The sequence below is a fragment of the Cellulomonas sp. URHB0016 genome (assembly GCF_054057935.1).
In genome coordinates this window covers 1,377,055-1,403,434 of sequence record NZ_JBSRZU010000001.1, presented here as the reverse complement: position 1 = coordinate 1,403,434, position 26,380 = coordinate 1,377,055, and the positions used below count along the sequence as shown (strand labels likewise).

The window sequence follows — 26,380 nt, the reverse complement described above, 5'->3', positions numbered from 1 at the left end:
GGTCGTCGCATGTCGGCAGGTGCCGCCCCGCGGCCGGAAGAGCAGGTCGCCGGCCCTGCGGTCGGCGAGGGGGCGGCCCACGTCCGCGCGGCGGCGGCCGCACCCGATCCGCCCGCGGAGCACCCGGCGGAGCACCCGGCGGAGACGGGCCCGTCGCTCGTCGACCGTGCCAAGGCGCTCCTCGAGTGGTGGAAGCACTCCCGCCCGGGCCGGGCGAACGCCAGGTTCGGTGCTCGCGGCGGCGGGCTGCTCACGGGCGGCATCGCGTATGCGGCGCTGTTCTCGGTGTTCGCCGGCCTGACCATCGGCTACACGGTCTTCATGGCGGTGCTCGGCGGCAACGAGGAGCTGCGGGACAAGATCCTCGACTCGCTGGCCGCGTCGCTCCCGGGTCTGCTGGACACGGGTGACGGCACGGGTCTCGTCGACCCGGAGGTCCTGGTGCTGAGTCCGGCGCTGACGGCCGCCGGGGTCGTCGCCCTCGTCGTGCTCGTCCTCAGTGCGCTCTCCGCGACGGCGGCCCTGCGGACCGGCGTGCGGGCGATGTTCGGGGTCGTCGGTGGTGAGAACGCGGTCGTGGGCAAGCTCCGTGCGCTCGTCGGGTTCGTGGGGATGGCGATGGCGGTGCTGGTGTCGGCCGTGCTGACGACCGCCGTCGGGGCGGCGGTGCAGTGGCTGCTGCAGGTGGTCGGCTGGACCGGTGCGTCCGGGTTCACCGTCCGCATGGTCGGAATCGTCGTGACCTTCGTGGTGGACGTCGGCACGTTCCTGCTGGTGGTCAAGGTCCTCGCCGGCAAGGACCCCGCCTGGCGCGACCTGTGGCGGGGGTCGTTCATCGCCGCGACGGGGATCGGGGTGGTCCGGATCCTCGGCACGTCCGTCGTCGCGGGGAGCGCGACCCGGAACCCGTTGCTGGCGTCGTTCTCGGTGATCGTCACGTTGCTCGTGTGGATCAACCTGATCGCCCGCATCGTGCTGCTGGCGGCCGCCTGGACGGCCGACCCCCCGTACGAGGAGCCCGCGGGCGCGGACCCGACGCCGGCCGGCGACGCGGTGCAGCGGCGGGCGTGAGGGCGCAGGAGGGCACGTCGGTCACCCGTCCGGGGGAGCGTCCGCACGCTGCGCGGCATGCCCCCCGTCCGGGGCGCTGACCACGGTCGCCCTGCTGGCTATGCTGACCGACGACCTGTCCCGGACCGGCCAGCGCCGACGCACCGAAGGACGCCGATGACCGACCTCTCGCGCCCGGCCGACGCCGCGCCGTGCCCCCGGCCGGCGGTGCAGGTCCGGTGACCGCCGACGACGTGCGGCTCGAGGTCGGGGTCGCCACGGACCGTGCCGCGCGGACCACCAACGAGGACACGGCCCTGGCCCTGCGCGGCGTCTACGTCGTCGCTGACGGGATGGGCGGTCACGAGGCGGGCGAGGTCGCGAGCAGCATGGCGATCGACACCGTGCGCGCGCTGGCCGGCACCACGCCCGACCTGGACACGGTGCGGCGGACCCTGCGCGAGGCGCACGCCCGGCTGCGGGGCCTCCCGTCGTCGACGGGCCGGCGGCCGGGCACGACGATGACGGGCGTGATCCTCACCGAGCACGAGGGCCTGCCCTGCTGGATCGTCCTCAACGTCGGTGACTCCCGGACGTACCGGATGGCCGGCGGGGTGCTCGAGCAGGTGACGCGGGACCACTCCGAGGTGGCCGAGCTCGTCGCGAGCGGCGTCGTCGCCGCCGAGGAGGCGTCGCGGTACCCCCGCAGGCATGTCGTCACCCGGGTGCTGGGCGGCGGCTCCACCGACGTCGACCCGGACCTGTGGATGTTCCCGGTGAGCCCCGGCGACCGCATGCTGGTGTGCTCGGACGGCCTCACGGACGAGCTGACGGACGCGCGCATCGAGGCGGCGCTGCGTGCGACGCCCGACCCGCAGGACGCCGCGGACCGGCTGGTCGGGGAGGCGCTCGCGGCGGGAGGCTCCGACAACATCACCGCGGTGGTGGTGGACGCGACACTCGCTCGCACCTGAGGGACCAGGCGGTCGTTCCGGTGTCGGGCATGCGCGTCAGAGCGGGACGTGGTGGGGGTCCTGGCCGACCGCCGCGCCGTCTCACGCGTGTCCAGATGCTGGCGACGGGCTGAGGGCGGTCTCGGTCGCCGTCCTACACTGGCAGCAGCACAGCCCTGCCGTGCCGTCGGTCGCGCCCCGGGAACGGAGCCGATGCGGCGCACCAGCCCGTAGGGCTCCCCTGATCGGAAGGCACTGCGTCCCGTGAGCACCCCGACCTTGCGCGTCGCTGTCGTCGGCGCCGGACCGGCCGGCATCTACGCGGCCGACATCCTGTCGAAGACCGACCTCGACGTCAGCATCGACCTGTTCGAGCGCCTCCCCGCGCCGTTCGGCCTGGTCCGCTACGGGGTCGCGCCGGACCACCCGCGCATCAAGCAGATCATCGTCGCGCTGCACAAGGTGCTCGAGCGCGGCGACATCCGGCTGCTCGCGAACGTGGACTACGGCACGGACCTCAAGCTCGACGACCTGCGCCAGTTCTACGACGCGGTCATCTTCTCGACCGGGTCGATCCGCGACGCCGCGCTGCCCGTGCCCGGGATCGACCTCGACGGCTCCTACGGTGCCGCCGACTTCGTGTCCTGGTACGACGGCCACCCGGACGTGCCCCGCACGTGGCCGCTCGCGCACGCGCACGTCGCGGTCCTCGGCGCCGGCAACGTCGCGCTCGACGTGGCCCGGATCCTCGCCAAGCACGCGGACGACCTGCTGCCCACGGACGTCCCGGCCAACGTCTACGACGTGCTCAAGCAGAACCCCGTCACCGACGTGCACGTGTTCGCCCGTCGTGGCCCGGCGCAGGTCAAGTTCTCCCCGCTGGAGCTCCGCGAGCTGGGGCACGTGCCGGACGTCGACGTCATCGTGTACCCGGAGGACTTCGAGTTCGACGAGGGCTCGATGGCCGCCATCCACTCCTCGAACCAGACCAAGCAGGTCGTCAAGACCCTCACGGACTGGACGCTCAAGGAGCCCGCAGACCTCACGGCCAGCCGCCGCATCCACCTGCACTTCCTCCACAGGCCCGTCGAGGTACTGGGCGACGACGGCAAGGTCGTCGGTCTGCGCACGGAGCGCACGGCGCTCAACGGCGACGGCAACGTCACGGGCACCGGGCAGACCGAGGACTGGTCGGTGCAGGCGGTCTACCGGGCGGTCGGGTACTTCGGCTCGCCGCTCGTGGACATCCCGTTCGACGACGTCGCGGGCGTGATCCCCAACCGTGAGGGCCGCGTGGTCGACGTGGACGGCCAGCCCATCCCCGGCGTGTACGCGACCGGGTGGATCAAGCGGGGCCCTGTCGGCCTCATCGGCCACACCAAGTCGGACGCCTCGGAGACCATCCGCCACCTCGGCGAGGACGTGGCCGCCGAGGGCGACGCGTTCTACACGGCCACCGACCGTGACCCCGCCGCCGTGACCGAGTTCCTCGCCGCTCGCGGCGTCGACGTGGTCCAGTGGTCCGGATGGCAGCTGCTCGACGCGTACGAGCGCGGACTCGGCGAGCCGCACGGGCGCGAGCGCGTGAAGGTCGTGCCGCGTGACGAGATGGTGTCGGTGGCGCTCGGGCGTGGCATCCCGACGGACTGACGGTCGGGAACCTGCGGCGCCCCGCGTGCGTTCCATCGTGCACGGACGTCCAGGAGGAGCACCAGTGGGTCACCAGCACTACAACGGCGTGAAGACGGCGGCGCTGTTCGGCGTCATGTGGGCGGTGCTGCTCGGCATCGGCTGGCTCCTGGGCGGTGGCACCCCCAAGTTCCTGCTGCTGTTCACGGGTCTCGGTCTGCTCATGACGGCGTACTCGTACTGGAACTCGGACAAGATCGCGATCCGTGCGATGCGGGCCCGGCCCGTCAGCGAGCTCGAGCAGCCCGTGATGTACCGCATCGTGCGCGAGCTCTCGACGGCGGCGCGCCAGCCGATGCCGCGCCTGTACGTCTCGCCCACGGCAGCGCCGAACGCGTTCGCCACCGGGCGCAACCCGCAGAACGCCGCGGTCTGCTGCACCGACGGGATCCTGCAGCTGCTCGACGAGCGGGAGCTGCGGGGAGTCCTGGGCCACGAGCTGATGCACGTGTACAACCGTGACATCCTCACGTCGTCGGTCGCCGCTGCGGTCGCGGGTGTCATCACGTCGCTCGCGCAGTTCGCGCTGTTCTTCGGCGGCGGTGGTGACGACCGTGACCGCGGCAACCCGATCGCCGGGCTGCTGCTCGCGTTGCTCGCGCCCGTCGCCGCGACGATGATCCAGCTCGCGATCAGCCGCACCCGCGAGTTCGACGCCGACGAGGACGGTGCGCGCCTGACGAACGACCCGCTCGCGCTCGCGTCGGCGCTCCGCAAGCTGGACGCCGGCACGAAGGCGCGCCCCCTGCCGCAGGAGCGCCAGCTCGTCGACGTCTCGCACCTGATGATCGCCAACCCGTTCCGGGGCCAGGGCGCGGCGAAGATGTTCTCGACGCACCCCCCCATGCAGGAGCGCATCGCGCGGCTCGAGGCCCAGGCGGGCCAGCAGGGCGGCATCACGCGGTACTGAGCGGTCCGCTGCGCCGATGAGGCAACTCTCACCGAACCGAGCCGGTCACCCGATGAGATCGGGCTCCGACATAACGGACGAAACCTTAGGCTGCTGGCCGCGAGGGGGCGCGGTGCCCCCTTGCCGCGAGGAGGCGATGTGTCCCAGGACCGTTACGACGTCGTGGTGGTGGGGGGCGGGGCCACGGGTTCCGCGACGGCGTGGGCGCTGGCCCGCAGCGGGCACCGGGTGGCGCTCGTGGAGGAGCGGACCTCGATGGACGAGACCGGTCTGGACCTCGTCAGGCTCGGGCACGCCGACCCCGACCGCACCCGCCTCGCGCTGCTGACGCACCAGTGGTGGCAGATCCTCGAACAGGAGTCGGGCGCCGAGCTCCTCGCTCTGACGGGCTGCGTCGAGCACGGTCCCGTCGAGGCGCTCCGCCCGCTCGTCGAGACCCTCCTGGTGTCGGACATCCCCTTCGAGTACCTCACCGGGCCGGAGGCGTCCGCACGCTGGCCGTGGATGGCGTTCGACGACCGTGTCGTCGTGCAGCCCGTCGCGGGTGTCGCGGACGCGGCCAGGGCCGTCCTGACGCTCCAGGAGCAGGCCGCCCTGCACGGCACGGAGATCCGCCGGGGGACACGGGCGGTGCGGCTCGAGCGGCTCGACGACGGCGTCCGCGTCCACGTGTCGTCCTCCGGTCCGGCGGACGCGCTCGCCTGGGGCGGCGCGGCGACCGGTGACGGCGCGTCGCTCGACGCACGAGCCGTCGTCGTGGCGGCCGGTCCGCGGTCCGCCGAGCTGGTCGGCGACATCATCGGCCTGCCGCGCAGCAGGTCCGTCCACGACCACCGCGTCGAGGGGACCAGCCGGGCATCGCTCCCACGGGACCAGGGTCCGGCGTTCGTCCACCGCGTCGACGCGGTGGCCCACGGCTCCGCCCGTGGCGCGCTCGGGCCCGACGACGGGTACCCGGAGCAGGGTGTGCGGGGGTACCACTCGCCTGACGGCTCCGTGACCGTGGTGAGCAGGGCCGGCTCCGTCGACCGTGCGCTGCTCGACCGGTACGCGGCCGCCTGGTTCCCGGGGGTGGCGCTGTCGGACGGCCCCCCGTCGACGCGCACACGCTCCGACGGGCCGATCGTGCTGGACCGTTCCGGCCGGGTCGTCGTCGGGGTCGGTCTAGGCGTCCACGGCGTCGCGTTCGCGCCCGGGACGGGCCACGTGCTCGCCACGCTCGCGGAGGACGCCCTCGGCTTCGCGCGGCACCACGACGACCCCGACGCGTTCGACCGGAACCCGTTCGCCCTCGCGGCGCTCGTCCCCGCCGGCTGACCGCACCAGGCCCCGCCGAGGTCCGCTCGAGGGTCGCAGCCGGCCGAGCTCCCGGTGCGGCCGCAAGGGCCCGTGCCGGCCGCCTGACGCGCCTGCAGCCGCGGTGGGCCGGTGGGGCGACGCCTCCAGCCGCCGTGGGCCGGTGGGCGTCGCCTCGGCCGCTCGTCAGCGGTAGTTGACGAACTGCAGGGCGGCGTCGACGTCGGCGCCCTTGAGCAGCGCGATCGTGGTCTGGAGCTCGTCGCGGCTCTTTGCCGACACCCGCAGCTCGTCGCCCTGGATCTGCGTCTTGACGCCCTTCGGGCCCTCGTCGCGCACGATCTTCGCGAGCTTCTTGGCGACCTCGCTGCTCAGGCCCTCCTTGACGAGCGCCTCGAGCCGGTACTCCTTGCCGGACGGCTTCGGCTCGGGGCCGTCGTCACCGCCGGTGTCGAGCGACTTGAGCGAGATGCCTCGCTTGATGAGCTTGGACTGGAACACGTCGAGCACGGCGAGCACCCGCTCGGACGAGTTGGCGACCATGACGATCTTCTCGCCGCTCCAGGCGATCGAGGCGCCGACCCCCTTGAAGTCGTACCGCTGGGCGATCTCCTTCGCCGCCTGGTTCAGGGCGTTGTCGACCTCCTGGTGGTCGACCTTGCTGACGACGTCGAACGACGACTCGCTCGCCATGTGCTCTCCTCCTGCCGCCCGGCACCGCCGGGACATCTGCTGCGGGGTCACGCCCTCGCGGGGCGCACCCCACCGTGCTGCATCTCGGGCCGTTTCGCGAGCAGTGCCCGCGGCTTGCTATCCTTCCACCCGCACGCCGCTCGCGGTGTCGGCCTCCGGGTCGACCCTGACGGTGCGCCGACCCTGGCGGGTTACCCGAGTGGCCAAAGGGGGCTGACTGTAAATCAGCTGGCAACGCCTACGGGGGTTCGAATCCCTCACCCGCCACACTGTGATGTTGCAAGACATCAGCAAGACCCCGAACCCTCAGGGTTCGGGGTCTTGTTGTTTCTGGGGCTGGTAGTCGCGGGTGGGGTCGATGGTGAGCTCGCGCAGGAGCTCGCCGGTGATGGCGTGCACGATGCGGACCTGGAGGTCGGCGATGAGCATGATCACGGGGGTTCGGGCGTGGGTTCGTCCGATGCCGATGTGGTGCAGCCGGCCGGCGATCCGCAAGGTGAGCTTGCCGTTGTCGTCGATGCGGTCGTGGCGGACGCGCTGGTGGGTCCCGGCGCCGCCGACGGGGTGCGCCTTGGCTTTGGCGGTGTAGGCGGCGGTGGGTGTGCGTCCGTGCAGAGAGCTGTGTGGACGGGCGTTGTTGTAGTGCTCGCGCCAGGTGTCGAGCAGGGTCTGCAGCTGGTTCAGGTCGGCGGCTCGGGGTCGTCCGGTGAGCCACTTCTTGAGGGTCTGCTGGACGCGTTCGACCTTGCCGCAGGTGGTGGGGTGGTTGGGTCGGGAGTTGCGTTGCTCGATGCCGAGGCGGGCCAGCTCTGACTCGAAGGCGTTGCGTCCGCCGCGGCCGCCGGCCAGGCGGGTGGTGAAGACCATCCCGTTGTCGGACAGCACGGCGGCCGGGACGCCGTGCTCGCTGATCGCGGCGCGGAACGTGGTCACGACGTCGTGGCCGCCGACCCGGTGGTGAGCGGTGCAGGCCAGCACGAGCCGGGAGTGGTCGTCGAGGAAGGTCAGGACCTCGGTGTCGGTGCCGTCGGCGAGGCGCACGTGGGTGAAGTCGCTCTGCCAGAGCTGGTTGGGCAGGTCGGCCTCGAAGCGGACGTAGGACGAGCGGGGGCGTTTGGACGGGGTCGGTTCGACCAGGCCGGCGGCCTTGAGGTGCCGCCAGATCGTGGCGGGGGCCACGGTCAGGTCGTGCTGGTGGGTCAGGTGCCAGGCGATGGTGTGCGGGCCGGCGTCCAGGCCGTCGGCGGTCAGCTTGGCGCGCAGGTGGACGATCAGCGCGAGGGTCGCGTCCGGGGTGCGGGTCGGGCTGGTCCGCGGGCGCCGGGAGCGGGCTTCGAACGCGGCTTCCCCGTCCTGGCGGTAGCGGGCCACGAGGCGCGAGACCCAGCTCGGTGAGACCCCGTAGGCCCGGGCGACCTCGGCCCGCGGACGGCCCTCGAGCACGACAGCGGTGATGACCAACTGGGCACGCGACATGCCCGAGCATCCCGGTCGACGTTTCCTATGTCCTGAGACATCCGTTGCCTATGTCCTGAAACAGCACACCTCACCCGCCACACCGTGAAGTCGCAGGACAACGGCAAGGCCCCGAACCGTCACGGTTCGGGGCCTCGTTCGTTCCAGCACCATGGCGAGCCGTGCAGGCCGCTGTGAATCCCAGATCGACGTGTGACGCCGTGCGTGCCTGGACGGCCGGCGCGTGCCCTGACGGCCGCTCCCTGCCGGGACGGCGGGTGCCTGCCGGGACGGCCGGTGCCTGCCGGGACGGCCGCTGCCGACCCGGGCGGCAGGTGCGGGTGCGACGACGGCGGGGCGCCCGTGATGGGCGCCCCGCCGTCTGTCGGTCCGAGGTGGGTGGTCAGGAGGCGGTGGCGCAGGTGTAGGTGCCCTGCGTCACGGACTTGGTGTCGCTGCCCTCGTAGAGCGTGTCGAACTTCCCGGCGTCCTCGGCGGAGGCGAACGCGACCCCGACGCCGATCGGGTCGGCGTATCCGGTCAGGCCCGCCAGCTGCTCCTCGGCGCCGCTCTGGCAGGACGGGTCCCACGGGAGGGTCTGGTAGCCGACCTCGCCGAGCTTCTCGATCTCGGGCTGGACCTCCTGCGTGGCGCCGTCGCCATTCTCGACGATGGCGGTCCAGACGACCCAGAACGCGTCGGTGGAGGTGGCGGGGTCGATGGCCTTCGGCCATTCGAGCGTGGTGCCGGCGGCGGTGGCGTCGGTGGACGGTGCCGCGTCGGCGTCGGCGTCGTCACCCCCTCCGGTGCAGGCTGCGGTCGCGAGGACCAGCGAGGCGGAGAGCAGGAGGGTGGCGGCAGCGGTGCTGCGTCGGTGCGAGCGCATGGGCGGGATCGTGACATGTCGGACAGAGCCGGAGCGACGAGACGAAATGATTAGGCAGACGCTCTCACCGGGTCCTCACACTGTCCCGCTGGGGCGTGGTGGCCGCAGGATCACCGGCATCGAGGGGTGCGTCCGGGTCCGATTTCGCTGCGACCCCAAGGCCCGTGTAACCTTGCTCGCGCTGCCCCGATAGCTCAGTCGGCAGAGCGTCTCCATGGTAAGGAGAAGGTCAAGGGTTCGATTCCCTTTCGGGGCTCTGTGGTGTGACGTGGTTCCCGTGCCCTCGTGGGCGCGGGACCCCCACACCGACAGTGGCGGGGTAGCTCAGGTGGTTAGAGCACACGGCTCATAATCGTGGTGTCGCGGGTTCGAGTCCCGCTCCCGCTACCGCCAGGTGAACACGGTGCGTCGGCCGGCGCGTCGCAACAAGATCGCAAGCGCCGCAACGGCGCGAGAGGTGGCAAGACCATGGCCAGCAAGAGCTCGGACGTCCGTCCGAAGATCACGCTCGCGTGCACGGAGTGCAAGGAGCGGAACTACATCACGAAGAAGAACCGTCGGAACGACCCCGACCGTCTCGAGATGAAGAAGTTCTGCCCGCGGGACGGCCGTCACACCGTGCACCGCGAGACCCGCTGATCTCGGTCCGCCGAGTCACGGCCGGCCGCGCATGCCCGTCGACACGAGCTACGCGGGTCGCGAGTACCCGCCGAACGTCGTCTACGACGTGGGCCGCGAGAAGCTGAGGGAGTTCGCGAGCGCCGTCGGCGCCACGCACCCTGCGCACCTCGACGCGGAGGCGGCCCGCTCCCTCGGGTACCCGGACGTCGTCGCACCGCCCACCTTCGCGGTGGTCGTGGCGCAGCGCGCCGAGGCCCAGCTCCTCGAGGACCCGGCCGCCGGGATCGACTTCAGCCGCGTCGTGCACGCGGACGAGCGGTTCACGCACCACCGGCCGATCCACGCCGGGGACCGCCTCGTCACCGTCCTGCACGTCGACTCGATCATCGAGCGCGCGGGCCTCGCCATGATCACGACGCGTGCCGAGATCGCGTCCGAGGACGGCGAGGCGGTCGCGACGGTCGTCTCGACCCTGGCCGTCCGCCCCGAGGAGTCCTGATGGGCGAGCGCCCGCTGCTGGCCGACGTCGAGGTCGGCCAGGAGGTCGGCCGTCGCGAGGTCACCGTGGACCGTGCCCGCCTCGTCCGGTACGCCGGGGCGAGCGGCGACTTCAACCCCATCCACTGGAACGACCGCGTCGCCCGGTCCGTGGGTCTGCCGGACGTCATCGCGCACGGCATGTGGACCATGGGTGCCGCCGTTCCCGTCGTCGTCGACTGGGCGGGCGATCCCGGTGCCGTGGTCGACTACCAGGTGCGGTTCACGCGGCCCGTCCCCGTGCCCGACCCCGGGGGAGCCACCGTCGAGGTGCTCGCCGTGGTCGGAGCCGTCGGACGCCGAGGCGGGGACGGTGCGCGTCGATCTTACGGTGACGCTGGACGGTGTCCGGGTGCTGGGGAAGGCGCAGGCCGTCGTCCGGCTGGGCTGAGCCTCAGACGCCCCCGTGCGCGTGCAGCGCGCGGCCGGCTCGCTAGGCCGACGCCGGGACCGGTCCGGTGGTCGTGCCGATGCGGAGCGACACGAGCAGCTCGCGGTACGGCGGCAGCTCGCCGGCGAGCAGGTCCTGCACCGCGTGCGCGACGGCGGCACCCTTCTCCGCCAGGGGCTGAGCCACGGTGGTGAGCACGTCGGGCGCCAGCCATGGCAGGTCGAGCCCGTCGAAGCCGAGGACGGAGACGTCCTCCGGGACGCGCAGGCCGAGCTCGCGGGCCGCGAGCACCACGCCGCCGGCCAGCAGGTCGGACTGGCACACGATCGCCGTCGGGCGGTCCGGTGCCGACAGCAGGGTCCGTCCGGCGGCGGCGCCGTGCTCGACGAGGGACGCGGGCGTCTCGTACACGGCGACCGGTGTCACCCCGGCGTCGGTGATCCCGGCGAGCCGTCTGCGCGTGATCTGCCAGTCCACCGTCCGCATCCGCGCCTCGTCGGCCAGGCCCTGGCCACGCTCGCGGTTGAACGCGAGCGTCACCGTGGCGATCCGGGTGTGACCGAGGTCGAGCAGGTGCCGGGTCGCCGTCGCGATGCCGCCCCGGTCGTCGATCCCGACGTTGGCGACGTCGGGCAGCTGGTCGCCCTCGACGAGCACGGTCGGGATGCCGCGCCGACGCAGGGACGTGAGGACGGGGTCGTCGGTGGTGCCGCCCCACAGGAGGACGGCGACGTCCATGGCCGCCGACTCGACGAGCGGGTCGACGAGCGGTGAGGACACGTCGCGCGGGCCGGGGATCAGCAGCACACCGAGACCGAGCGGACCGAGTGTCCCGACCAGGCCGTCCAGCACCTGCACGGCGACCGGGTCGCGGAACGAGCGCTTGAGCGCGTCGCCGACGACCACGCCGACGATCCCCGAGCGGCCCTGGCGGAGCTGCCGGCCGAGCGGGTTGGGGCCCGAGTAGTCGAGCTCGGTGGCGGCGTCGAGCACGCGCTGGCGCGTGGCCGCGGCGATCGGCCCGGCACCGGAGAAGGCCAGCGAGGCCGTCGAGACGGAGACCTTCGCGGCGGCGGCGACGTCCGCGAGGGTCGGGCGTTGGTTCGACAGGGTGCACCTCCGGGTCGGCGCACCGGGCAGGTCGCGCGGGGCGAACGCGGGCCGGGTGCGGGCTTGCTCTCGGTCGTCGTGACGCGGGTCCGCGCCACCGCGCGACGAGGTGCGCGTGTTGACGCGACGGCCAGCGTACCCGCACAATCGAGACCAGCATCAAATCGATTCGACCGATCCCTGCAGTGCACGATCGAATCGATTCGACCATCTGTTGTCGGTCCTGTCCGACCCTGACATCCTCGAAGGAACACCGATGACCGAGCCGCACGCCGGAGGGCCGATGACGACCGACGACCGGCCCGATCCCGGCGCCGGCCCGTCGCGACTGGTGCAGCGCGCGTCGCTGGCCGTGTTCGTGGTGTTCGTCCTCAACGGGGTCAACTTCGCCAGCTGGGCCTCCCGGCTGCCTGCGATCCGCGACGGTCTGGAGTTCAGCCCGGAGCAGATGGGCGTGCTGCTGCTGGTCGCGTCGATCGGGTCGCTGCTGTCCCTGCCCGTGTCGGGGCTCGTCGTCGAGCGGCTCGGCGCACGACGGACCGTGCTGGCGTTCGCGACGCTGAACTCGACCGGTCTCGTCGTGGCATCCGTCGGCGTCGCCGCCGACGAGGTGGCGGTCGTCGGTCTCGGGCTCGTCTTGTTCGGGGTGGGCACGGGGGTGTGGGACGCCGCGATGAACCTCGAGGGAGCCGCCGTCGAGCAGCGGCTCGGTCGGACCGTCATGCCGAGGTACCACGCCGGGTTCTCGTTCGGCACCGTCGCGGCGGCCGCCGTCGCCGCGGTCGCGGCAGGACTGCATGTGCCGGTCGTGGTGCACATCCCTGTCGTCGTCGTCCTCTCGGTCGTCGGGGTGGCGTTCGCCGTGCGTGCCTTCCTGCCGGCCGACGACGAGCACCCGCACGCCGCACCGGCGCCGAGCGCCGGTACCTCCGCCGACCCGTCGACCGCCAGCCCACGCGGCGCACGCGGTGCGCTCGCCGCGTGGGTCGAGCCGCGCACGTTGCTCATCGGGCTGGTCGTGCTCGCCGCCGCCCTGACAGAGGGGGCGGCGAACGACTGGGTGAGCCTGGCCGTGGTCGACGGCTTCGACACGGGTCACGCGCTCGGCGCCCTGGCGTTCGGCATCTTCGTCGCGGCGATGACCGCGATGCGCTGGTTCGGCACGGCGCTCCTGGACCGGTTCGGGCGGGTCGCCGTGCTGCGCCTGTGCGCCGTCCTGGCGATCGTCGGCCTGCTGGTGTTCGGCCTGTCCGGGCAGCTGTGGGTCGCCCTGCTGGGCATCGTCGCGTGGGGTGCCGGCGCCGCGCTCGGCTTCCCGGTCGGCATGAGCGCCGCCTCGGACGACCCGGCGCGCGCCGCAGCGCGGGTCAGCGTGGTCTCGACGATCGGGTACAGCGCGTTCCTCGCCGGGCCACCGCTCCTGGGGCTGCTCGCGCAGCACGTCGGATACCGGAATGCGCTGCTGGCGATCCTCGTGCCCATCGTGCTCGGGCTCCTGGTCGTCGATGCCGCCGCACCCCTGCAACGCCCGGCCGGCGAGCGTGCCACCGCCGAGGACGACGAGCCGGCGGTCTAGCCTGGTCCGGTGCAGCCCACGGTCACGACCCCGACCAGCCTCGTCCCCGCGCTCGCGGACCTCACCACGCTCCGGGTGGGCGGTCCCGCGACGCGGTACGTGGAGACGACCACCGAGGGCGAGCTGATCGACGTCGTCCGCGCCGCCGACGACGCCGGCGAGCCGCTGCTGGTGGTCGGCGGCGGCTCGAACCTGCTCGTCGCCGACGAGGGTTTCGACGGCGTCGTCGTCCGTGACATCCGGACGGGCGTGGCCGTGCCCGATCACTCGGCGTGCGCCGGCGTCACCTACACGGTCCCGGCCGGCACCCCGTGGGACGAGGTCGTCGAGCAGGCCGTGACGCACCGGCTGGTCGGCCTCGAGGCGCTCTCGGGCATCCCCGGCTCCACGGGCGCCACCCCGGTGCAGAACGTCGGTGCTTACGGCCAGGAGGTGGCGCAGACGATCTCGACCGTGCGGGTGTGGGACCGGGGACGCGGCCGGGTGCGCACCCTCCCGCTCGTCGACCTGCGGTTCGGCTACCGCACGTCGCTCCTGAAGCGGTCGATGCGCGCGGTGGACCACGACGACCCGCGCTCCCCGTGGCACCCCACCCCGCGCTACGTGGTGCTGGACGTGACGTTCCAGCTGCGCCAGGGCACCCACACGCGGTCCATCGACTACCCGGAGCTGGCCCGGATGCTCGGGGTGCCGGTGGGGGAGCGTGCCCCGATCCTCGACGTCCGGGCGGCGGTGCTGGAGCTGCGGGCGCGCAAGGGCATGGTGCTCGACCCGGCCGACCACGACACGTGGAGCGCCGGGTCGTTCTTCACGAACCCGCTCGTCGCCGCCGACGCGGTCCCCGACGGAGCGCCGTCGTTCCCGGCGGCGGACGGTCTGGTCAAGACGAGCGCCGCGTGGCTGATCGAGCACTCCGGCTTCTCGCGCGGCTTCGGCTCCCCGGGACCGGCGGCGCTCTCCGACAAGCACACGCTCGCACTCACGAACCGGGGCGGGGCGGGCGCCGCCGACCTCGTCGCCCTGGCGCGTCAGGTGCGGGACGGTGTCGCCGCGAGGTACGGCGTGCTGCTCGAGCCCGAGCCCGTGCTGGTCGGCGTCTCGCTCTGAGGTCGCAGCAGCGCGCCACGCACGAGCGCGAGGGCCTCTCCGTCGTCGAGCCCTGCTGCCCGCACCGCCGCGACGTACACCTCGGCGGCGCGGCGCGCGACGTCGGTCGGCACGGACGCCCCCGTCGCGACGACCGTGCCGGCACGACGGCGCGTCTCCACCACCCCGTCGGCCTCCAGCTCGTGGAACGCGCGCGCGACCGTGCCCGGGGCAAGACCGAGGTCGGTGGCGAGCGCGCGGATCGTGGGGAGCCGGTCGCCCGCCACGAGCCGACCGGCAGCGACGTGCGCGACGACCTGGGTCCGGATCTGTTCGTAGGCGGGGACGCCGGACGTGAGGTCGACCTCGAGCTGGGCGGTCATGCGGTCGGTCGGGCGAGCGGGCGCATGCCCGGCAGGGAGCCGGCGACCGTGCGCCGGACCGCCCGAGTCGCCTGCACGGCGACCACGACGGACGCGACCGCGACCGTCACGGCCAGCAGCGCTCCGCCCGCCGCGACGACGGCGGACGCCGTGGAGCCGCCCGTGCCCCAGCGTGGCCCTGCGGAGCGGACCGCGTTCGCCGCGAAGAACAGGCAGCCGGACAACGTCCAGGCCAGCACGAGCTGCACGCCTGCGAGGACCCGTCGGGCAGACGTCCGGCGCAGCGCCAGGTCGTCGTCCGGCGTGGTGTCCGCGACCGCGGCGCGCCGGGCGACGAGGGCGAGCGCCACGAGGCACAGCACGACGACCACCACGGCGGCGGGCAGGACGACCCGGCCGTAGTACCAGCCGGGGAACGGGCTCGCCGTCGACGTGGTGCGCTCCCCGTGCGCGACCGTGAGCGACCGGCCGTCGGCCCCTGCCGTCGCCCCGCAGACGACCAGCAGCACCGCGAGCAGTGCGGCCCAGGTGGCCGTCAGTCGGCTCAGCGCGCGCGGTGCGACGTCACGGACCCCTCGGCGGACGAGCGGCGCGCGCCGGACCGGGCCGGCCGGCCGAGGCCACGTCAGCTCGCCTCCCAGGTGGACGACGAGGAACGCGATCCCGCCGGTCGCCGGTGCGACGGCGAGGTCCGCGCCCATCGGTGCCGGGATGTCGAAGGCTCCGGCGAGGAGCCACGGGACGACGAGCAGCACCGCCCAGGCACCCAGTGTGACTCGCCGGGCGTGCCGCTCCGCGGCCAGCCACGCCTCCGACGCCGAGACGTGTGCGGGGGTCCGCACCGGCCGGAGGGCGGCGACGACCCCGCCCACCAGCAGAAGCACGAGCAGCAGGGGCACGGCGCCGGCCACGGCGGTCTCCTTGTATCAATGAATCAAGACATCGACACAATGAGCCCTCGTGGCGCCACCGTCAAGAGGCCAGCCACGCGTCCACCCCGGCGAGCAGCCGTGCCCGCACGCCGTCCGACGCCCGGCTGGCCCGAATGGACGACCGCGCCAGGTCGGCGAGCTGCTCGTCGGAGAACCCGTGCGCCTCCCGGGCGAGCTCGTACTGGGCGACGAGCCTGGACCGGAACAGCAGGGGGTCGTCCGCCCCCAGCGCCACCCGGGCTCCCGCGTCGACGAGCGTGCGCAACGGCACCTCGTCGGCCGACCGGTACACCCCCAGAGACACGTTGGACGCCGGGCACACCTCCAGCGCCACACCCTCGTCGACGACCCTCTCGAGCACCCGGGGGTCCTCGGCCGACCGGACCCCGTGCCCGAGCCGGTCGGGACGCAGGTGGTCGACGACGTCCTCCACGTGCGCCGGCCCGAGCAGCTCGCCGCCATGGGGCACGGACGCCAGGCCCGCCCGCCGGGCGATGGCGAACGCCGGTGCGAAGTCGGCGGTCTCGCCCCGCCGCTCGTCGTTCGACAGACCGAACCCGACGACCTGTCCCGGCCCGTCACCCGCGTGACGGGCCGCGAGGCGAGCCAGCGTCCGCGCATCGAAGGGGTGCCGCATCCGCGACGCCGCCACGATCACGCCGACGTCGACGCCGGTCGCGGCGGACGCCTCCCGGGCTGCGTCGAGCACGATCTCGATCGCGGGCGTGACGCCGCCGACGAACGGCGCGTACGACGTGGGGTCCACCTGGATCTCCAGCCGTCCCGACCCCTCTGCCGCGTCGTCCGCCGCCGCCTCCGCGACGATCCGGCGCATGTCCGCCTCCGACCGGACGCACGCCCGTGCCGCGTCGTAGAGGCGCTGGAACCGGAACCAGCCGCGCTCGTCTGCGGGCACGTGGAGCGGGTCGTCGTCGAGCAGCGCGGACGGCAGCCGGATGCCGTGCTCGGCAGCCAGGTCGGCGAGCGTCGTCGGGCGCATCGACCCCGTGAAGTGAAGGTGCAGGTGAGCCTTCGGGAGCAGGGCCAGGTCGCGCATCGGGACAGTGTGCCAGCGTGGCCCTGCACCCACGCGGCCAGCGGTCAGGCGGTCGCGTCGACCAGGCGGTAGCCGACCCCCCGCACGGTGTCGAAGTGCTCGGACCCGACCTTCCGGCGCAGGTACCGCACGTACACGTCCACCACGTTGCTGCCGGGGTCGAAGTCGTAGCCCCACACCTCCGACAGCAGCCGCTCGCGCGTCAGCACGTCACCGGGGTGGCGCAGGAACGTCTCCGCGAGCGCGAACTCGCGCGCCGACAGGTCCACCTCCTGGCCGCCCACCCGGATCCGCCGGGTACGCAGGTCGAGCTGCAGCGGGCCGTGCGAGAGGACGTTCGGCTCGCCCGTCGCCGGCGGCCCCTGGGCGCGCAGCCGGAGCCGGACCCGGGCCAGCAGCTCCTCGAACCGGAAGGGCTTGGCCATGTAGTCGTCCGCGCCCGACTCCAGGCCGGTGACGGTGTCGGTCACCGAGGAGCGGGCCGTCAGCACGATCACCGGGATCGTCCGGCCGGTCTCGCGCAGCCGCCGCAGCACCTCGAACCCGTCCATGTCGACGAGCCCGAGGTCGAGCACGAGCAGGTGCACCCCGCCGGCCTCGACGCGGGCGATCGTCTCCGCGCCCGACGTGACGGCGGTCGCCTCGTAGCCGGCGGACCGCAGGCCCTTGGCGACGAATGCGGCGATCCGCTCCTCGTCCTCCGCGATCAGGATGTGGGTCATCTGTTCTCCACGAGCTGGGGGACGGGCGGGGTCTCGCCGTCGACGAGGTCGACGGCCGGGAGGTCGAGCACGAACACGGCACCGGGGCCGGCCTGCGGCGGAGGGTGCTCGAGGAACACGCGCCCGTGATGAGCGCGGGCGATGGCCGCCACGATCGGCAGGCCGAGGCCCGCACCGTGCGGGTTGCGGTCCGCCTGACCGCGGTGGAAGCGCTCGAACACGCGCTCCTCCTCCTCGGGCGGCACGCCCGGACCCTCGTCGCGCACCCACAGCAGCAGACGCCGCCCGGCGATCTCGCTGCCCAGCCGGACGGCGGAGCCCGGTGCCGAGAAGCGGAGCGCGTTGGCCAGCAGCTGGAGCCAGGCCTGCGTGATCCGTTGGGCGTCGAGCTGGACGGTCACGTCGGCACGGGCGGCGACCAGCCACCGCCGGTCGCCGAGACCACGCGCCTTGTCGTGGACGTCGTCGGTGAGCCGGCCCACGTCGGTCGGCGCCAGGCGCACGAAGTCGGGGCGGTCGGCAGTGGCGAGCGTCATCAGGTCGTCGACGAGGCGGTGCATCCGGTCGAGCTCGTCGAGCGTGAGGGACTGCGTGGCACGGACGTCCGTCGCGTCCTCGGGATCCATGAGCTCCAGGTGCCCGCGGACGATCGTGAGCGGCGTCCGCAGCTCGTGCCCGACGTCGTCGAGCAGCTCGCGCTGCGACCCGAAGGCGAGCTGGAGGCGGTCGAGCATCGCGTTCACGGTGCGGGCGAGGTCGGACAGGTCGTCCTTGCCGCTCACCTCGATCCGCTCCGACAGGTCCGACTCGGTGACCCGCCGCGCGGTGTCCCGCAGCAGCCGGACGGGCCGCAGGAGCCGCCCGACCACGAACCACGCGACGACCGTCGTGACCGCGAGAGCCGCCAGCCCCACCTCCACGTAGGACACGTACGTGTCACGCAGGGCGCGCATCTCGGCCCCCCGGTCGAACGCGACGACGAACAGGCCGCGGCCCGGCGAGTGCGACACGTGCACGGGCACCGCGACGAACCGGTACTCGGCGGTCGACGTCCGCAGCGTGCGGGACGCAGGGTGCGGGCCGAACCAGTGGTGCGCGAGGTAGGACACCAGCTCCTCGTCCTGGCCGAGGGGCAGGGCCTCGGTCTCGGGGGCCGCCTGCCACGCCAGCTCGTCGTCCCGCAACGTGACCACGCCCTCGTTCCGGCCCGGGACGCGGGTCCGCACCGACTCCTTGAGCAGGGCGTTGAGGTCCGTGGTCGGGTGGTCCGTGTCCGATCCGGTCGCCTGCTCGACCGCGCGCAGCGCCGCGACGGCGCGCGTCAGCGAGTTGTCGATGCGCGCGTCGATCTGCCGGACCTGCAGCCCGTACGCCGTGCCTCCGGCGATGAGGACCGTGAGACCGGCGAGCGCCACGACCGCGGTGAGGATCCGGGCCCGGACGGTCAGGTGGGGGCGCGGGTTCGCCGGCACCGAGGCGTCCCCGGTGCGGGGGTCCCCCTCGTCGTCCGCGCGCACGCTGGACAGTATGGCCCGCGCGTTTCACCCCGGTGAAGGTCGTCCGGTCAGGTCACGCCGCACGTTCGCCCGGTCGGCCCTGGGCCCCGCACCTCGGGGCGCCGGTGCCTACCCCGCCTCGGAGAGCAGCTTCTGGATCCGTCCGACGCCCTCGACGAGGTCCTCGTCCGCCAGCGCGTAGGACAGCCGCAGGTACCCGCTCGGGCCGAATGCCTCGCCGGGGACCACCGCCACCTCGACCTCGTCGAGGATCAGCGCTGCCAGCTCGGCCGACGTCCGCGGCGTGACGCCCCGGATGGTGCGCCCCAGCACGCCCTCGACCGAGGGGTACACGTAGAACGCCCCCTGCGGGGCAGGGCACGTCACGCCGTCGATCTGACCGAGCATCTCGACGATGGTCCGGCGGCGCCGGTCGAAGGCGAACCGCATCTCGTCGACGGCCGTGAGGTCGCCGGACACCGCGGCGACCGCTGCGCGCTGGCAGACGTTGGCGACGTTGGACGTGAGGTGCGACTGCAGGTTTGGTCGCGGCCGCGATGACGTCCTGCGGGCCGATCATCCAGCCGACGCGCCAGCCGGTCATCGCGTAGGTCTTCGCGACCCCGTTGAGCACGACCGTGGTGTCCGCGAGCTCGGGCACGACACGGACGATCGGCGTGAACACGGAGTCGTCGTAGGTGAGGTGCTCGTAGATCTCGTCGGTGAGGACCCAGATGCCGTGCTCGAGCGCCCACCGGCCGATCGCCGCGGTCTGCTCGGGCGAGTACACCGACCCGGTCGGGTTGGACGGCGAGCAGAACAGCAGCACCTTCGTCCGCGGGGTCCGGGCCGCCTCGAGCTGCTCGACCGTCACGAGGTAGTCCTGCTCGACGCCGGCGAACACGTCGACGGGGACACCGCCGGCCAGCCGGACGGCCTCCGGGTACGTGGTCCAGTACGGCGCGGGGAGCAGCACCTCGTCGCCGGGGTCCACAACGGACGCGAACGCCTGGTAGACGGCCTGCTTGCCACCGTTCGTCACGAGCACCGACGACGGCGCGACCTGGTAGCCGGAGTCCCGCAGCGTCTTCGCGGCGATCGCCTCGCGCAGCACGGGCAGCCCGGCGGCGGGCGTGTACCGGTGGTTCGCGGGGTCCTTCGCTGCCTCGACGGCGGCGTCGACGATGTACGACGGCGTCGGGAAGTCGGGCTCGCCGGCCCCGAAGCCGATGACCGGCCGGCCGGCGGCCTTGAGTGCTTTCGCCTTGGCGTCGACCGCGAGCGTCGCCGACGGGGCGATCGCGGCGACGCGTGCGGAGACGCGGGGACGGGGGGCGGACGGCTCGGTCTGGGCGCTCACGGCGTCCATAGTGGCAGAGGTCACGTCCCGTCGTCGGTGTCATATCGACCGGCGGGCACCTGGCCGGTCGGTCTGCGGCCCGGCGGTCCGGGGCAGCGAGCCCGTCCCGCGCCAGGCCCGTTCCTCGGGGTCTCGGGCGCAGTTCGACCGAGGGGCGCTCGTCGCGTACAGTGGTCCCCCGGCGGTTGACGTCCGCCATGATGAGCCGTGCCCGAGCGGGACAGATCGATGGTGGACCGATGGTCGCCAGGTCCCGGGGGAACGTCCGTCGGACCCCCTACGGGAGCACTCCGACGGTCGGCGCGCGGACTGTCGTGGAGGTCAGGACCGCCGTAGGGCAGTGGCGCAATTGGTAGCGCAGCGGTCTCCAAAACCGCAGGTTGCAGGTTCGAGTCCTGTCTGCCCTGCGCACGCAGTCCGACCTGTGGTCGGCTGCGAGCAGGATCGCCGGACGGTCCGGCGCGACGCGTCGGCCGTCCGTCCGCCGGGCCCCGCACGGGACCGGTGGTCACCACGAGACGTAGGGGCCTGACGTGAGCGAAACAGCACCGGCTGCGGCGTCCGACGCCGAGGGTTCGGCACCGCGCGCTCGCGCGCCCAAGGCGGCCGGCAAGGCACAGGAGCGCGGTCTGTTCGCGCGCATCGGCCTGTTCGTCCGCCAGGTGGTCGCGGAGCTCAAGAAGGTCGTGCGCCCGACGCGCTCCGAGCTCGTCACCTACACGTCGGTCGTGCTCGTGTTCGTCGCGGTCATCATGGCGTTCGTCACCGTGGTCGACCTCGGCGTCGGCAAGCTGACCTTCTGGGTCTTCGGAGGCTGACGCCGTCGCGGCCACCGGCCGCCGGGCAGCAGGGCGTCTCGCCGTGCCGCCCACCAAGCGCACAACGCTGGAGAAAGCAGGTTCGCACGTGTCGCAGGAGTCGCAGGAGCCCACCACGGGTGCCGAGACGGAGCTCGAGGACGCGCTCGCGTCGGTCGAGGCGGTCGAGGCGTCCGCAGGTGACAGCGACGCCGTCGCCGTCGCCACCGACGAGGTGGACGCCGAGGACGCTGCCGACGCCGCCGAGGAGACGGACGACGCTGCGGAGGAGACGGACGCTGCGGCCGAGGACACCCCCGCCGACGACGCCGAGGCGTTCGAGGACCCCGACGAGGACCCGGTCGCCGCGTTCAAGGCCCAGCTCCGGCGCATGCCCGGCGAGTGGTACGTCATCCACTCCTACGCCGGCTACGAGAACCGCGTGAAGGCGAACCTCGAGAACCGGACGCAGAGCCTCAACATGGAGGACTTCATCTACCAGGTGGAGGTCCCCATGGAGGAGGTCGTGGAGATCAAGAACGCGCAGCGCAAGGTCGTCAAGCGCGTCCGGATCCCCGGCTACGTCCTGGTCCGCATGGACATGACCGACGAGTCGTGGGGCGCCGTCCGTCACACGCCGGGCGTCACGTCGTTCGTCGGGCACACCCACCAGCCGGTCCCGCTGACGCTCGACGAGGTCTTCTCGATGCTCGCGCCGGTGCTGGCCCCGAAGACGCCGGCAGCCGCCGCCGCCACGAAGGCCGCCTCGCAGATCCAGGTCGACTTCACCGTCGGCGAGTCGGTCACCGTGACGGACGGGCCGTTCGACACCCTGCCCGCGACGATCTCCGAGATCAACGCCGAGAACCAGAAGCTCAAGGTCCTCGTCTCCATCTTCGGCCGGGAGACCCCGGTCGAGCTCTCGTTCAGCCAGGTCGCCAAGATCTGACCGGACACCCCGCACCGCGGGGAGCCAGTGCAACCGGGTCATCGCCCACGGCGTCGGCCCACGAAACGAAGGACGGAAGGCATCATGCCCCCGAAGAAGAAGGTCACCGGCCTGATCAAGCTCCAGATCAAGGCCGGCGCGGCCACCCCTGCGCCGCCGATCGGTCCGGCGCTGGGTCAGCACGGCGTCAACATCATGGAGTTCTGCAAGGCGTACAACGCGGCGACCGAGGCCCAGCGCGGCAACGTCATCCCCGTCGAGATCACGGTGTACGAGGACCGCTCGTTCACCTTCATCACGAAGACGCCGCCCGCCGCGGAGCTCATCAAGAAGGCCGCCGGTGTCGCGAAGGGCTCGCCCACGCCGCACACCGTCAAGGTCGCGACGCTCACCAAGGCGCAGGTCAGCGAGATCGCGAGCACCAAGCTCGAGGACCTCAACGCGAACGACCTGGCCGCGGCCGAGAAGATCATCGCGGGCACCGCTCGCTCGATGGGTATCAAGGTCGAGGGCTGACGTCGACCCCCAGAACGACCTCGGCCCGGACGTGAGCCCGGGCCGAGGAGCACGACCCCAGGGCTGACCGCCAGTCCGGGACCAGTGGCAGGGCCTTGTGCGGCCCGACAGACCACGACTGCTGAAGGAGAAGACGCAGATGGCCAAGCACAGCAAGGCGTACCGCAACGCCGCCGAGAAGATCGAGGACGGGCGGCTCTACAGCCCGCTCGAGGCCGTCCGACTGGCCCAGTCCACGTCGACGACCAAGTACGACGCGACCGTCGAGGTGGCGTTCCGCCTCGGTGTCGACCCGCGCAAGGCGGACCAGATGGTCCGTGGCACGGTCAACCTGCCGCACGGCACGGGCAAGACCGCGCGCGTCATCGTCTTCGCGACGGGTGAGCGCGCCGAGCAGGCCCTCGCGGCCGGTGCCGACGAGGTCGGCGGTGACGAGCTCATCGACAAGGTCGCCAAGGGTTACACCGACTTCGACTCCGCCGTCGCGACGCCCGACCTCATGGGCAAGGTCGGTCGACTGGGCAAGGTCCTGGGCCCGCGTGGTCTCATGCCGAACCCGAAGACGGGCACCGTGACGATGGACGTGGCCAAGGCCGTGTCCGACATCAAGGGCGGCAAGATCGAGTTCCGCGTGGACCGTCACGCCAACCTGCACTTCATCATCGGCAAGACGTCGTTCTCCGACGTCAACCTGGTGGAGAACTACGCCGCGGCGCTCGACGAGATCCTGCGTCTCAAGCCGTCCGCCTCGAAGGGTCGCTACATCGCCAAGGCGACGATCTCGACCACGAACGGCCCCGGCATCCTGCTCGACCAGAACAAGACCCGGAACCTCACCGTCGAGGACGACGCGGCCTGACGCTGCGTCCCGCCGGCGCGCCATGCGCCGGACCTTGCGGTCGACGAAGGCCCGGTCCCCCCTGCGGATCGGGCCTTCGTCGTCTGCCGGTGCAGGTCAGGACAGTGAGCGCCGACGACCTGCCAGCTCCAGAGGTCTGGTCCACAGGCCGCTGAGCCAGGCGCGCTCGTCCGGGCCGTCAGGCCCGGCGAGCGCGAGCTGTGCGCTCCACTCGACGGCGGTGGCGACGGTGCGTGCCACCGCCATCGCGCGGGTGGGGACGGCCCGCCCACCGAGCGCGTGGTACTCGTCGAGGAACATCGCGACGGGGTCGACGTGCCAGGCAGGGTCGAGCGCCGGCCCCAGTGCGATGGACAGCCAGTCGAGCACCGTCGCGACGTCCCAGCGGGGGTCGCCCATGCCGCTGCGCGGCTGCCCGGCGGGCGGTTCCTGCTCGGCCTCGTCGTGGTGGGCCGCACCGAGCAGGGTCGCCCGGGTCGTGCCGTGGCGCCGGGTCACGACGACCTCGTCGCCCGTGGGGTCGCCGTGCGTCCACTGCGCAGCGGTCCAGCCGGCGAGGGTGCGCCGCAGCGCCTGGAGGACGCCCGGGTGGACGCGGACCGCCCAGATGGGGCCGGTCTCGACGGGCAGGTCGCCGAGCCACGCGGGCAGCGGCTCCGTGAGCACCCACGGGACCTCGGCGACGGGCGTCGCGAGCGTCACGGGCGTCCGGTGCAGGCGGACCAGGGCGGCGGCCCATGCGCCGAGCAGGGCGCGCAGGTCCGACTGGAGCGCGAGCAGGGGCCCGTAGGTCGACATCCGGTCGACGACCGACTCCAGCTCGCGGACGAGCGGCAGCGGCTCGACCTCCGCCGCGCCGGGACACGAGCCGTCCCGGGCATGCCGGGCGGGGTGCACTGACGGGTCGCCGCACGCGCGGTCGGTGCGCGACGCGACGTCACGGGGGACGGCGACGAGTGCGACGACCTCCGGCGACGGCCCCGCGGCGGCGTGCCGGCCGACCACGGGGTCGATCGCCTCGACCCGGGCGGGCCGGCGACGGTCCACCCATGGCCCTTCGACGACGACGGACATCTCCTGCTCCTCCTTGGTGGTGATCGCGCCGACGCCCGGACGGGCGTCGGCGTGACCGGTCAGGGTCGTCGCCCGCGCGTGAGCGCGGTGACGTACCCGGCCCAGAACGCTTCCCGTGCCCGCCGGGTGGCGGCGGCGTGGGCGCGGTGGGCGGCTGCGGCACGCGCACGCGCGGCGTAGGCAGCGCGGGCTCGGGCCAGGTGGGCCTCGACGTACTGCTGGCTGAACGGTTCGGTGAACGGGTCGGCGCCGAACGCCTCGGTGAACGGCTCCGTGAACGGTTCGGTGAAGGGCTCTGTGAACGGTTCCGTGAACGGCTCGGTGAACGGTTCGGTGAAGGGCTCGGTGAACGGGGTGGCCCTGAACGCTTCGGTGAACGGTTCGGTGAACGGTTCGGTGAACGGTTCGGTGAACGGTTCCGTGAACGGCTCCGTGAACGGCTCCGTGAACGGCTCGGTGAACGGTTCGGTGAAGGGCTCGGTGAACGGGGGGTGGCCCTGAACGCTTCGGTGAACGGTTCCGTGAACGGTTCGGTGAACGGCTCCGTGAACGGTTCGGTGAAGGGCTCGGTGAACGGTTCGGTGAACGGCTCGGTGGACGCGTGCCCCCTGCTGCCGGTGGGCCGGTACCCGGCCGGTGTGCCGCGCCGCGCGGCCGCTGCGCCCGCGCCGTTGGAGCTCGACCCCGGCGCGCTGCCACCGAGCCGGCCCGCAGCGCCGCCGGCGCGCTGTCCGCCGCGGAACGCGACGCTCACGGGCGGGAACGGACCGGCCCAGCCGGCGGCGTACGCGGCCGCCCAGCGTCGACGTGCCGCCGTCTGGCGGTCGGTGGTCCAGGCGCCACCGAGTCGCTGAGCGGCGGCGCGGGCGCTGGCGACGGTCGCGACGTCGACCCCCAGGGTGTCGAGGACGGCGGAGATCGGGCTCGCCACGGCATACGAGCCGTCGTCCTCTCCCGCCCAGAGCAGCCCGACGACGCGGCCGTCCTCGTCCACGACGGCGGAACCGGAGTCGCCCTCGCCGGAGAACGCCTCCGTTCCCTCGTCGGGCTCGATGCGGATCTGGTCGTGGAGCGTGCGCCATCCGGTGCCGCTCCCGAAGTTCACCGAGGTCGTGTAGTCGGTCGAGACCACCCGGCCGACGCGCAGCCCCGTGGTCCGGCCGTACTTGCGCACCACGCCGTCCTCGACGGCCGCGGCGGAGCCGGTCACGGCGCCGATCCCGATGATGCCCGGTACCCACGAGGCGCCGGGGGCGAAGGCGACGACCGCGGCGTCGATCTTGTCCGTCAGGACGCCGCGGACGAGCGCGCCGACCCGGTCGCCGTCGGCGGTACCGCCGTCAGCGAGCCCCGGCTGGATCCAGGTGCTGCCGACGTCCTCCAGGCCGTCGCCCGCAGCGACGTGCCAGTTGGTGAGGCCGAGCGCGCGGCCGCTGAGGCGGTCCGTGACGACCACACCGAGCGTCCCGTTCACCGAGCGCCGCTGGGCGTGTCCGTCGACGGGGACCGTGACGGGGTCGGCCGGGCCGACGCTCACGCCACCGGCGAGCGGTCGCACCCGGCCGCGCAGCACGTCGGGCGTGTCGGCCGGCGAGGTGGTGGAGCCCAGCAGGCGGACGCGGTGCTCCACCACGTCGGTCGGGATGCCGTCGACCGTGGCGGGGATCCGGTCCTGCTCGGAGACGTCACCGTCGGCGAGCTTGCGCTCGACGTGCACGACGATCGCCTGCCGGCCGGTGGGGCGGCCGTCGGACCACTTCTCCCCGATGTCCACCCCGACCACGCCGGCGCGCGCGATGAGAGCGTTCTCGATGTTGCGCTTGGTCGGGCGGATCTGCTCGCGCGTGAGGTCCTGCGGCGTGCGGTCCTGCTCGGTCATGTCGAGTGTCTCCTCGGATCGTCATGTCGATCGGATGGTCGAGCTGTCGAACCAGGCCGGGCACCGGTTCCTCCGACAGCCTTCCGTCGGCCCCCACGCAGCG

At 72.9% G+C, this 26,380-nt stretch carries 23 protein-coding genes, 4 tRNA genes and 2 pseudogenes; 18 read left to right on the top strand and 11 right to left on the bottom strand.

Annotation, left to right across the window (positions count from 1 at the left end):
- Nucleotides 1–9: 9 nt before the first annotated feature.
- The 5 genes from ACVW07_RS06645 to ACVW07_RS06625 all read left to right on the top strand — a co-directional run bounded on the left by ACVW07_RS06645 (nt 10) and on the right by ACVW07_RS06625 (nt 5,919).
- The gene (locus ACVW07_RS06645) at nt 10–1,071 is read left to right on the top strand and encodes a YihY/virulence factor BrkB family protein (RefSeq protein ID WP_456818466.1); all 1,062 of its coding nucleotides are present in this window, start codon (nt 10–12) and stop codon (nt 1,069–1,071) included.
- A 218-nt stretch (nt 1,072–1,289) separates the two neighbouring features.
- A complete protein-coding gene (locus tag ACVW07_RS06640) occupies nt 1,290–2,024 on the top strand; it encodes a PP2C family protein-serine/threonine phosphatase (protein WP_456818465.1) in 735 nt (244 codons plus the stop codon).
- Nucleotides 2,025–2,267: 243 nt separating this feature from the next.
- Complete coding sequence (locus ACVW07_RS06635) at nt 2,268–3,653, top strand: FAD-dependent oxidoreductase (protein ID WP_456818464.1); 1,386 nt, start codon at nt 2,268–2,270, stop codon at nt 3,651–3,653.
- A gap of 64 nt (nt 3,654–3,717) precedes the next feature.
- The gene (gene htpX, locus ACVW07_RS06630; protein ID WP_456818463.1) at nt 3,718–4,602 is read left to right on the top strand and encodes a zinc metalloprotease HtpX; all 885 of its coding nucleotides are present in this window, start codon (nt 3,718–3,720) and stop codon (nt 4,600–4,602) included.
- 138 nt (nt 4,603–4,740) lie between these two features.
- Nucleotides 4,741–5,919: an FAD-dependent oxidoreductase gene (locus ACVW07_RS06625; RefSeq protein ID WP_456818462.1), complete on the top strand. Its 1,179-nt coding sequence runs from the start codon at nt 4,741–4,743 to the stop codon at nt 5,917–5,919.
- Nucleotides 5,920–6,084: 165 nt separating this feature from the next.
- Here the strand turns inward: ACVW07_RS06625 and ACVW07_RS06620 are convergent, their stop codons facing one another.
- Nucleotides 6,085–6,591, bottom strand: a complete 507-nt coding sequence (locus tag ACVW07_RS06620) for a YajQ family cyclic di-GMP-binding protein (RefSeq protein WP_456818461.1) — start codon at nt 6,589–6,591, stop codon at nt 6,085–6,087.
- A gap of 185 nt (nt 6,592–6,776) precedes the next feature.
- On the opposite strand from ACVW07_RS06620, the gene ACVW07_RS06615 reads away from it, so the two are divergent.
- Nucleotides 6,777–6,858 (top strand) — tRNA-Tyr (locus ACVW07_RS06615).
- A 39-nt stretch (nt 6,859–6,897) separates the two neighbouring features.
- On the opposite strand, the gene ACVW07_RS06610 is transcribed toward ACVW07_RS06615, so the two are convergent.
- Together ACVW07_RS06610 and ACVW07_RS06605 are read right to left on the bottom strand one after the other, a co-directional pair.
- Nucleotides 6,898–8,067, bottom strand: coding sequence for an IS481 family transposase (locus tag ACVW07_RS06610; RefSeq protein WP_456818460.1), 1,170 nt, complete (start codon nt 8,065–8,067; stop codon nt 6,898–6,900).
- 382 nt (nt 8,068–8,449) lie between these two features.
- Nucleotides 8,450–8,932, bottom strand: coding sequence for a hypothetical protein (locus ACVW07_RS06605; RefSeq protein ID WP_456818459.1), 483 nt, complete (start codon nt 8,930–8,932; stop codon nt 8,450–8,452).
- Between the two features lie 183 nt (nt 8,933–9,115).
- Here ACVW07_RS06605 and ACVW07_RS06600 point away from each other — a divergent pair.
- The 5 genes and pseudogenes from ACVW07_RS06600 (at nt 9,116) to ACVW07_RS06580 (ending at nt 10,481) form a co-directional block, all read left to right on the top strand.
- Nucleotides 9,116–9,188, top strand: a tRNA-Thr gene (locus tag ACVW07_RS06600).
- Between the two features lie 57 nt (nt 9,189–9,245).
- Nucleotides 9,246–9,319: transfer RNA gene (locus ACVW07_RS06595), tRNA-Met, on the top strand.
- 81 nt (nt 9,320–9,400) lie between these two features.
- Complete coding sequence (gene rpmG / locus ACVW07_RS06590) at nt 9,401–9,571, top strand: 50S ribosomal protein L33 (protein WP_066582309.1); 171 nt, start codon at nt 9,401–9,403, stop codon at nt 9,569–9,571.
- 31 nt (nt 9,572–9,602) lie between these two features.
- The gene (locus tag ACVW07_RS06585; protein WP_456818458.1) at nt 9,603–10,052 is read left to right on the top strand and encodes an FAS1-like dehydratase domain-containing protein; all 450 of its coding nucleotides are present in this window, start codon (nt 9,603–9,605) and stop codon (nt 10,050–10,052) included.
- Nucleotides 10,052–10,481: pseudogene (locus ACVW07_RS06580) on the top strand (MaoC family dehydratase). The gene ACVW07_RS06585 and the pseudogene ACVW07_RS06580 overlap by 1 nt, the downstream one beginning before the upstream one ends.
- A gap of 42 nt (nt 10,482–10,523) precedes the next feature.
- On the opposite strand, the gene ACVW07_RS06575 reads toward ACVW07_RS06580, so the two are convergent.
- Nucleotides 10,524–11,591, bottom strand: coding sequence for a LacI family DNA-binding transcriptional regulator (locus ACVW07_RS06575; RefSeq protein ID WP_456821039.1), 1,068 nt, complete (start codon nt 11,589–11,591; stop codon nt 10,524–10,526).
- 256 nt (nt 11,592–11,847) lie between these two features.
- Between ACVW07_RS06575 and ACVW07_RS06570 the strand changes: the two genes are divergently transcribed.
- Nucleotides 11,848–13,167 carry an MFS transporter gene (locus tag ACVW07_RS06570; protein ID WP_456818457.1) on the top strand — a complete coding sequence of 440 codons (1,320 nt, stop codon included), beginning with the start codon at nt 11,848–11,850 and terminating at the stop codon, nt 13,165–13,167.
- Between the two features lie 9 nt (nt 13,168–13,176).
- The gene (locus ACVW07_RS06565; protein WP_456818456.1) at nt 13,177–14,274 is read left to right on the top strand and encodes a UDP-N-acetylmuramate dehydrogenase; all 1,098 of its coding nucleotides are present in this window, start codon (nt 13,177–13,179) and stop codon (nt 14,272–14,274) included.
- On the opposite strand, the gene ACVW07_RS06560 is transcribed toward ACVW07_RS06565, so the two are convergent.
- From ACVW07_RS06560 to ACVW07_RS06535, 6 genes and pseudogenes are all read right to left on the bottom strand, one after another.
- Nucleotides 14,196–14,636 carry a GntR family transcriptional regulator gene (locus ACVW07_RS06560; RefSeq protein WP_456818455.1) on the bottom strand — a complete coding sequence of 147 codons (441 nt, stop codon included), beginning with the start codon at nt 14,634–14,636 and terminating at the stop codon, nt 14,196–14,198. The genes ACVW07_RS06565 and ACVW07_RS06560 overlap by 79 nt on opposite strands.
- A complete protein-coding gene (locus tag ACVW07_RS06555) occupies nt 14,633–15,547 on the bottom strand; it encodes a hypothetical protein (RefSeq protein ID WP_456818454.1) in 915 nt (304 codons plus the stop codon). Before ACVW07_RS06555 ends, ACVW07_RS06560 begins: the two co-directional genes overlap by 4 nt.
- A 61-nt stretch (nt 15,548–15,608) precedes the next feature.
- Nucleotides 15,609–16,625, bottom strand: a complete 1,017-nt coding sequence (locus ACVW07_RS06550) for an adenosine deaminase (protein ID WP_456818453.1) — start codon at nt 16,623–16,625, stop codon at nt 15,609–15,611.
- Nucleotides 16,626–16,669: 44 nt separating this feature from the next.
- On the bottom strand, nt 16,670–17,347 hold the full coding sequence (locus ACVW07_RS06545; RefSeq protein ID WP_456818452.1) for a response regulator transcription factor: 678 nt from the start codon (nt 17,345–17,347) through the stop codon (nt 16,670–16,672).
- Complete coding sequence (locus tag ACVW07_RS06540; RefSeq protein WP_456818451.1) at nt 17,344–18,864, bottom strand: ATP-binding protein; 1,521 nt, start codon at nt 18,862–18,864, stop codon at nt 17,344–17,346. The genes ACVW07_RS06545 and ACVW07_RS06540 overlap by 4 nt, the downstream gene beginning before the upstream one ends.
- 108 nt (nt 18,865–18,972) lie before the next feature.
- Nucleotides 18,973–20,212, bottom strand: a pseudogene (locus tag ACVW07_RS06535) (pyridoxal phosphate-dependent aminotransferase).
- A 325-nt stretch (nt 20,213–20,537) separates the two neighbouring features.
- On the opposite strand from ACVW07_RS06535, the gene ACVW07_RS06530 reads away from it, so the two are divergent.
- The 5 genes from ACVW07_RS06530 (at nt 20,538) to rplA (ending at nt 23,324) form a co-directional block, all read left to right on the top strand.
- Nucleotides 20,538–20,610, top strand: a tRNA-Trp gene (locus ACVW07_RS06530).
- Nucleotides 20,611–20,736: 126 nt separating this feature from the next.
- Entirely contained in the window at nt 20,737–21,021 is a 285-nt protein-coding gene (gene secE / locus ACVW07_RS06525; protein WP_456818450.1) for a preprotein translocase subunit SecE, read from the top strand.
- 88 nt (nt 21,022–21,109) lie between these two features.
- Complete coding sequence (gene nusG, locus ACVW07_RS06520) at nt 21,110–21,949, top strand: transcription termination/antitermination protein NusG (protein WP_456818449.1); 840 nt, start codon at nt 21,110–21,112, stop codon at nt 21,947–21,949.
- An 84-nt stretch (nt 21,950–22,033) separates the two neighbouring features.
- Nucleotides 22,034–22,465 (top strand): 50S ribosomal protein L11, encoded by a 432-nt coding sequence (gene rplK / locus ACVW07_RS06515; RefSeq protein ID WP_056023364.1) that lies wholly within the window; start codon nt 22,034–22,036, stop codon nt 22,463–22,465.
- 139 nt (nt 22,466–22,604) lie between these two features.
- A complete protein-coding gene (rplA, locus tag ACVW07_RS06510; RefSeq protein ID WP_456818448.1) occupies nt 22,605–23,324 on the top strand; it encodes a 50S ribosomal protein L1 in 720 nt (239 codons plus the stop codon).
- Nucleotides 23,325–24,261: 937 nt separating this feature from the next.
- Here rplA and ACVW07_RS06505 read toward each other — a convergent pair.
- Nucleotides 24,262–26,277 (bottom strand): trypsin-like peptidase domain-containing protein, encoded by a 2,016-nt coding sequence (locus ACVW07_RS06505; RefSeq protein ID WP_456818447.1) that lies wholly within the window; start codon nt 26,275–26,277, stop codon nt 24,262–24,264.
- Nucleotides 26,278–26,380 lie beyond the last annotated feature (103 nt).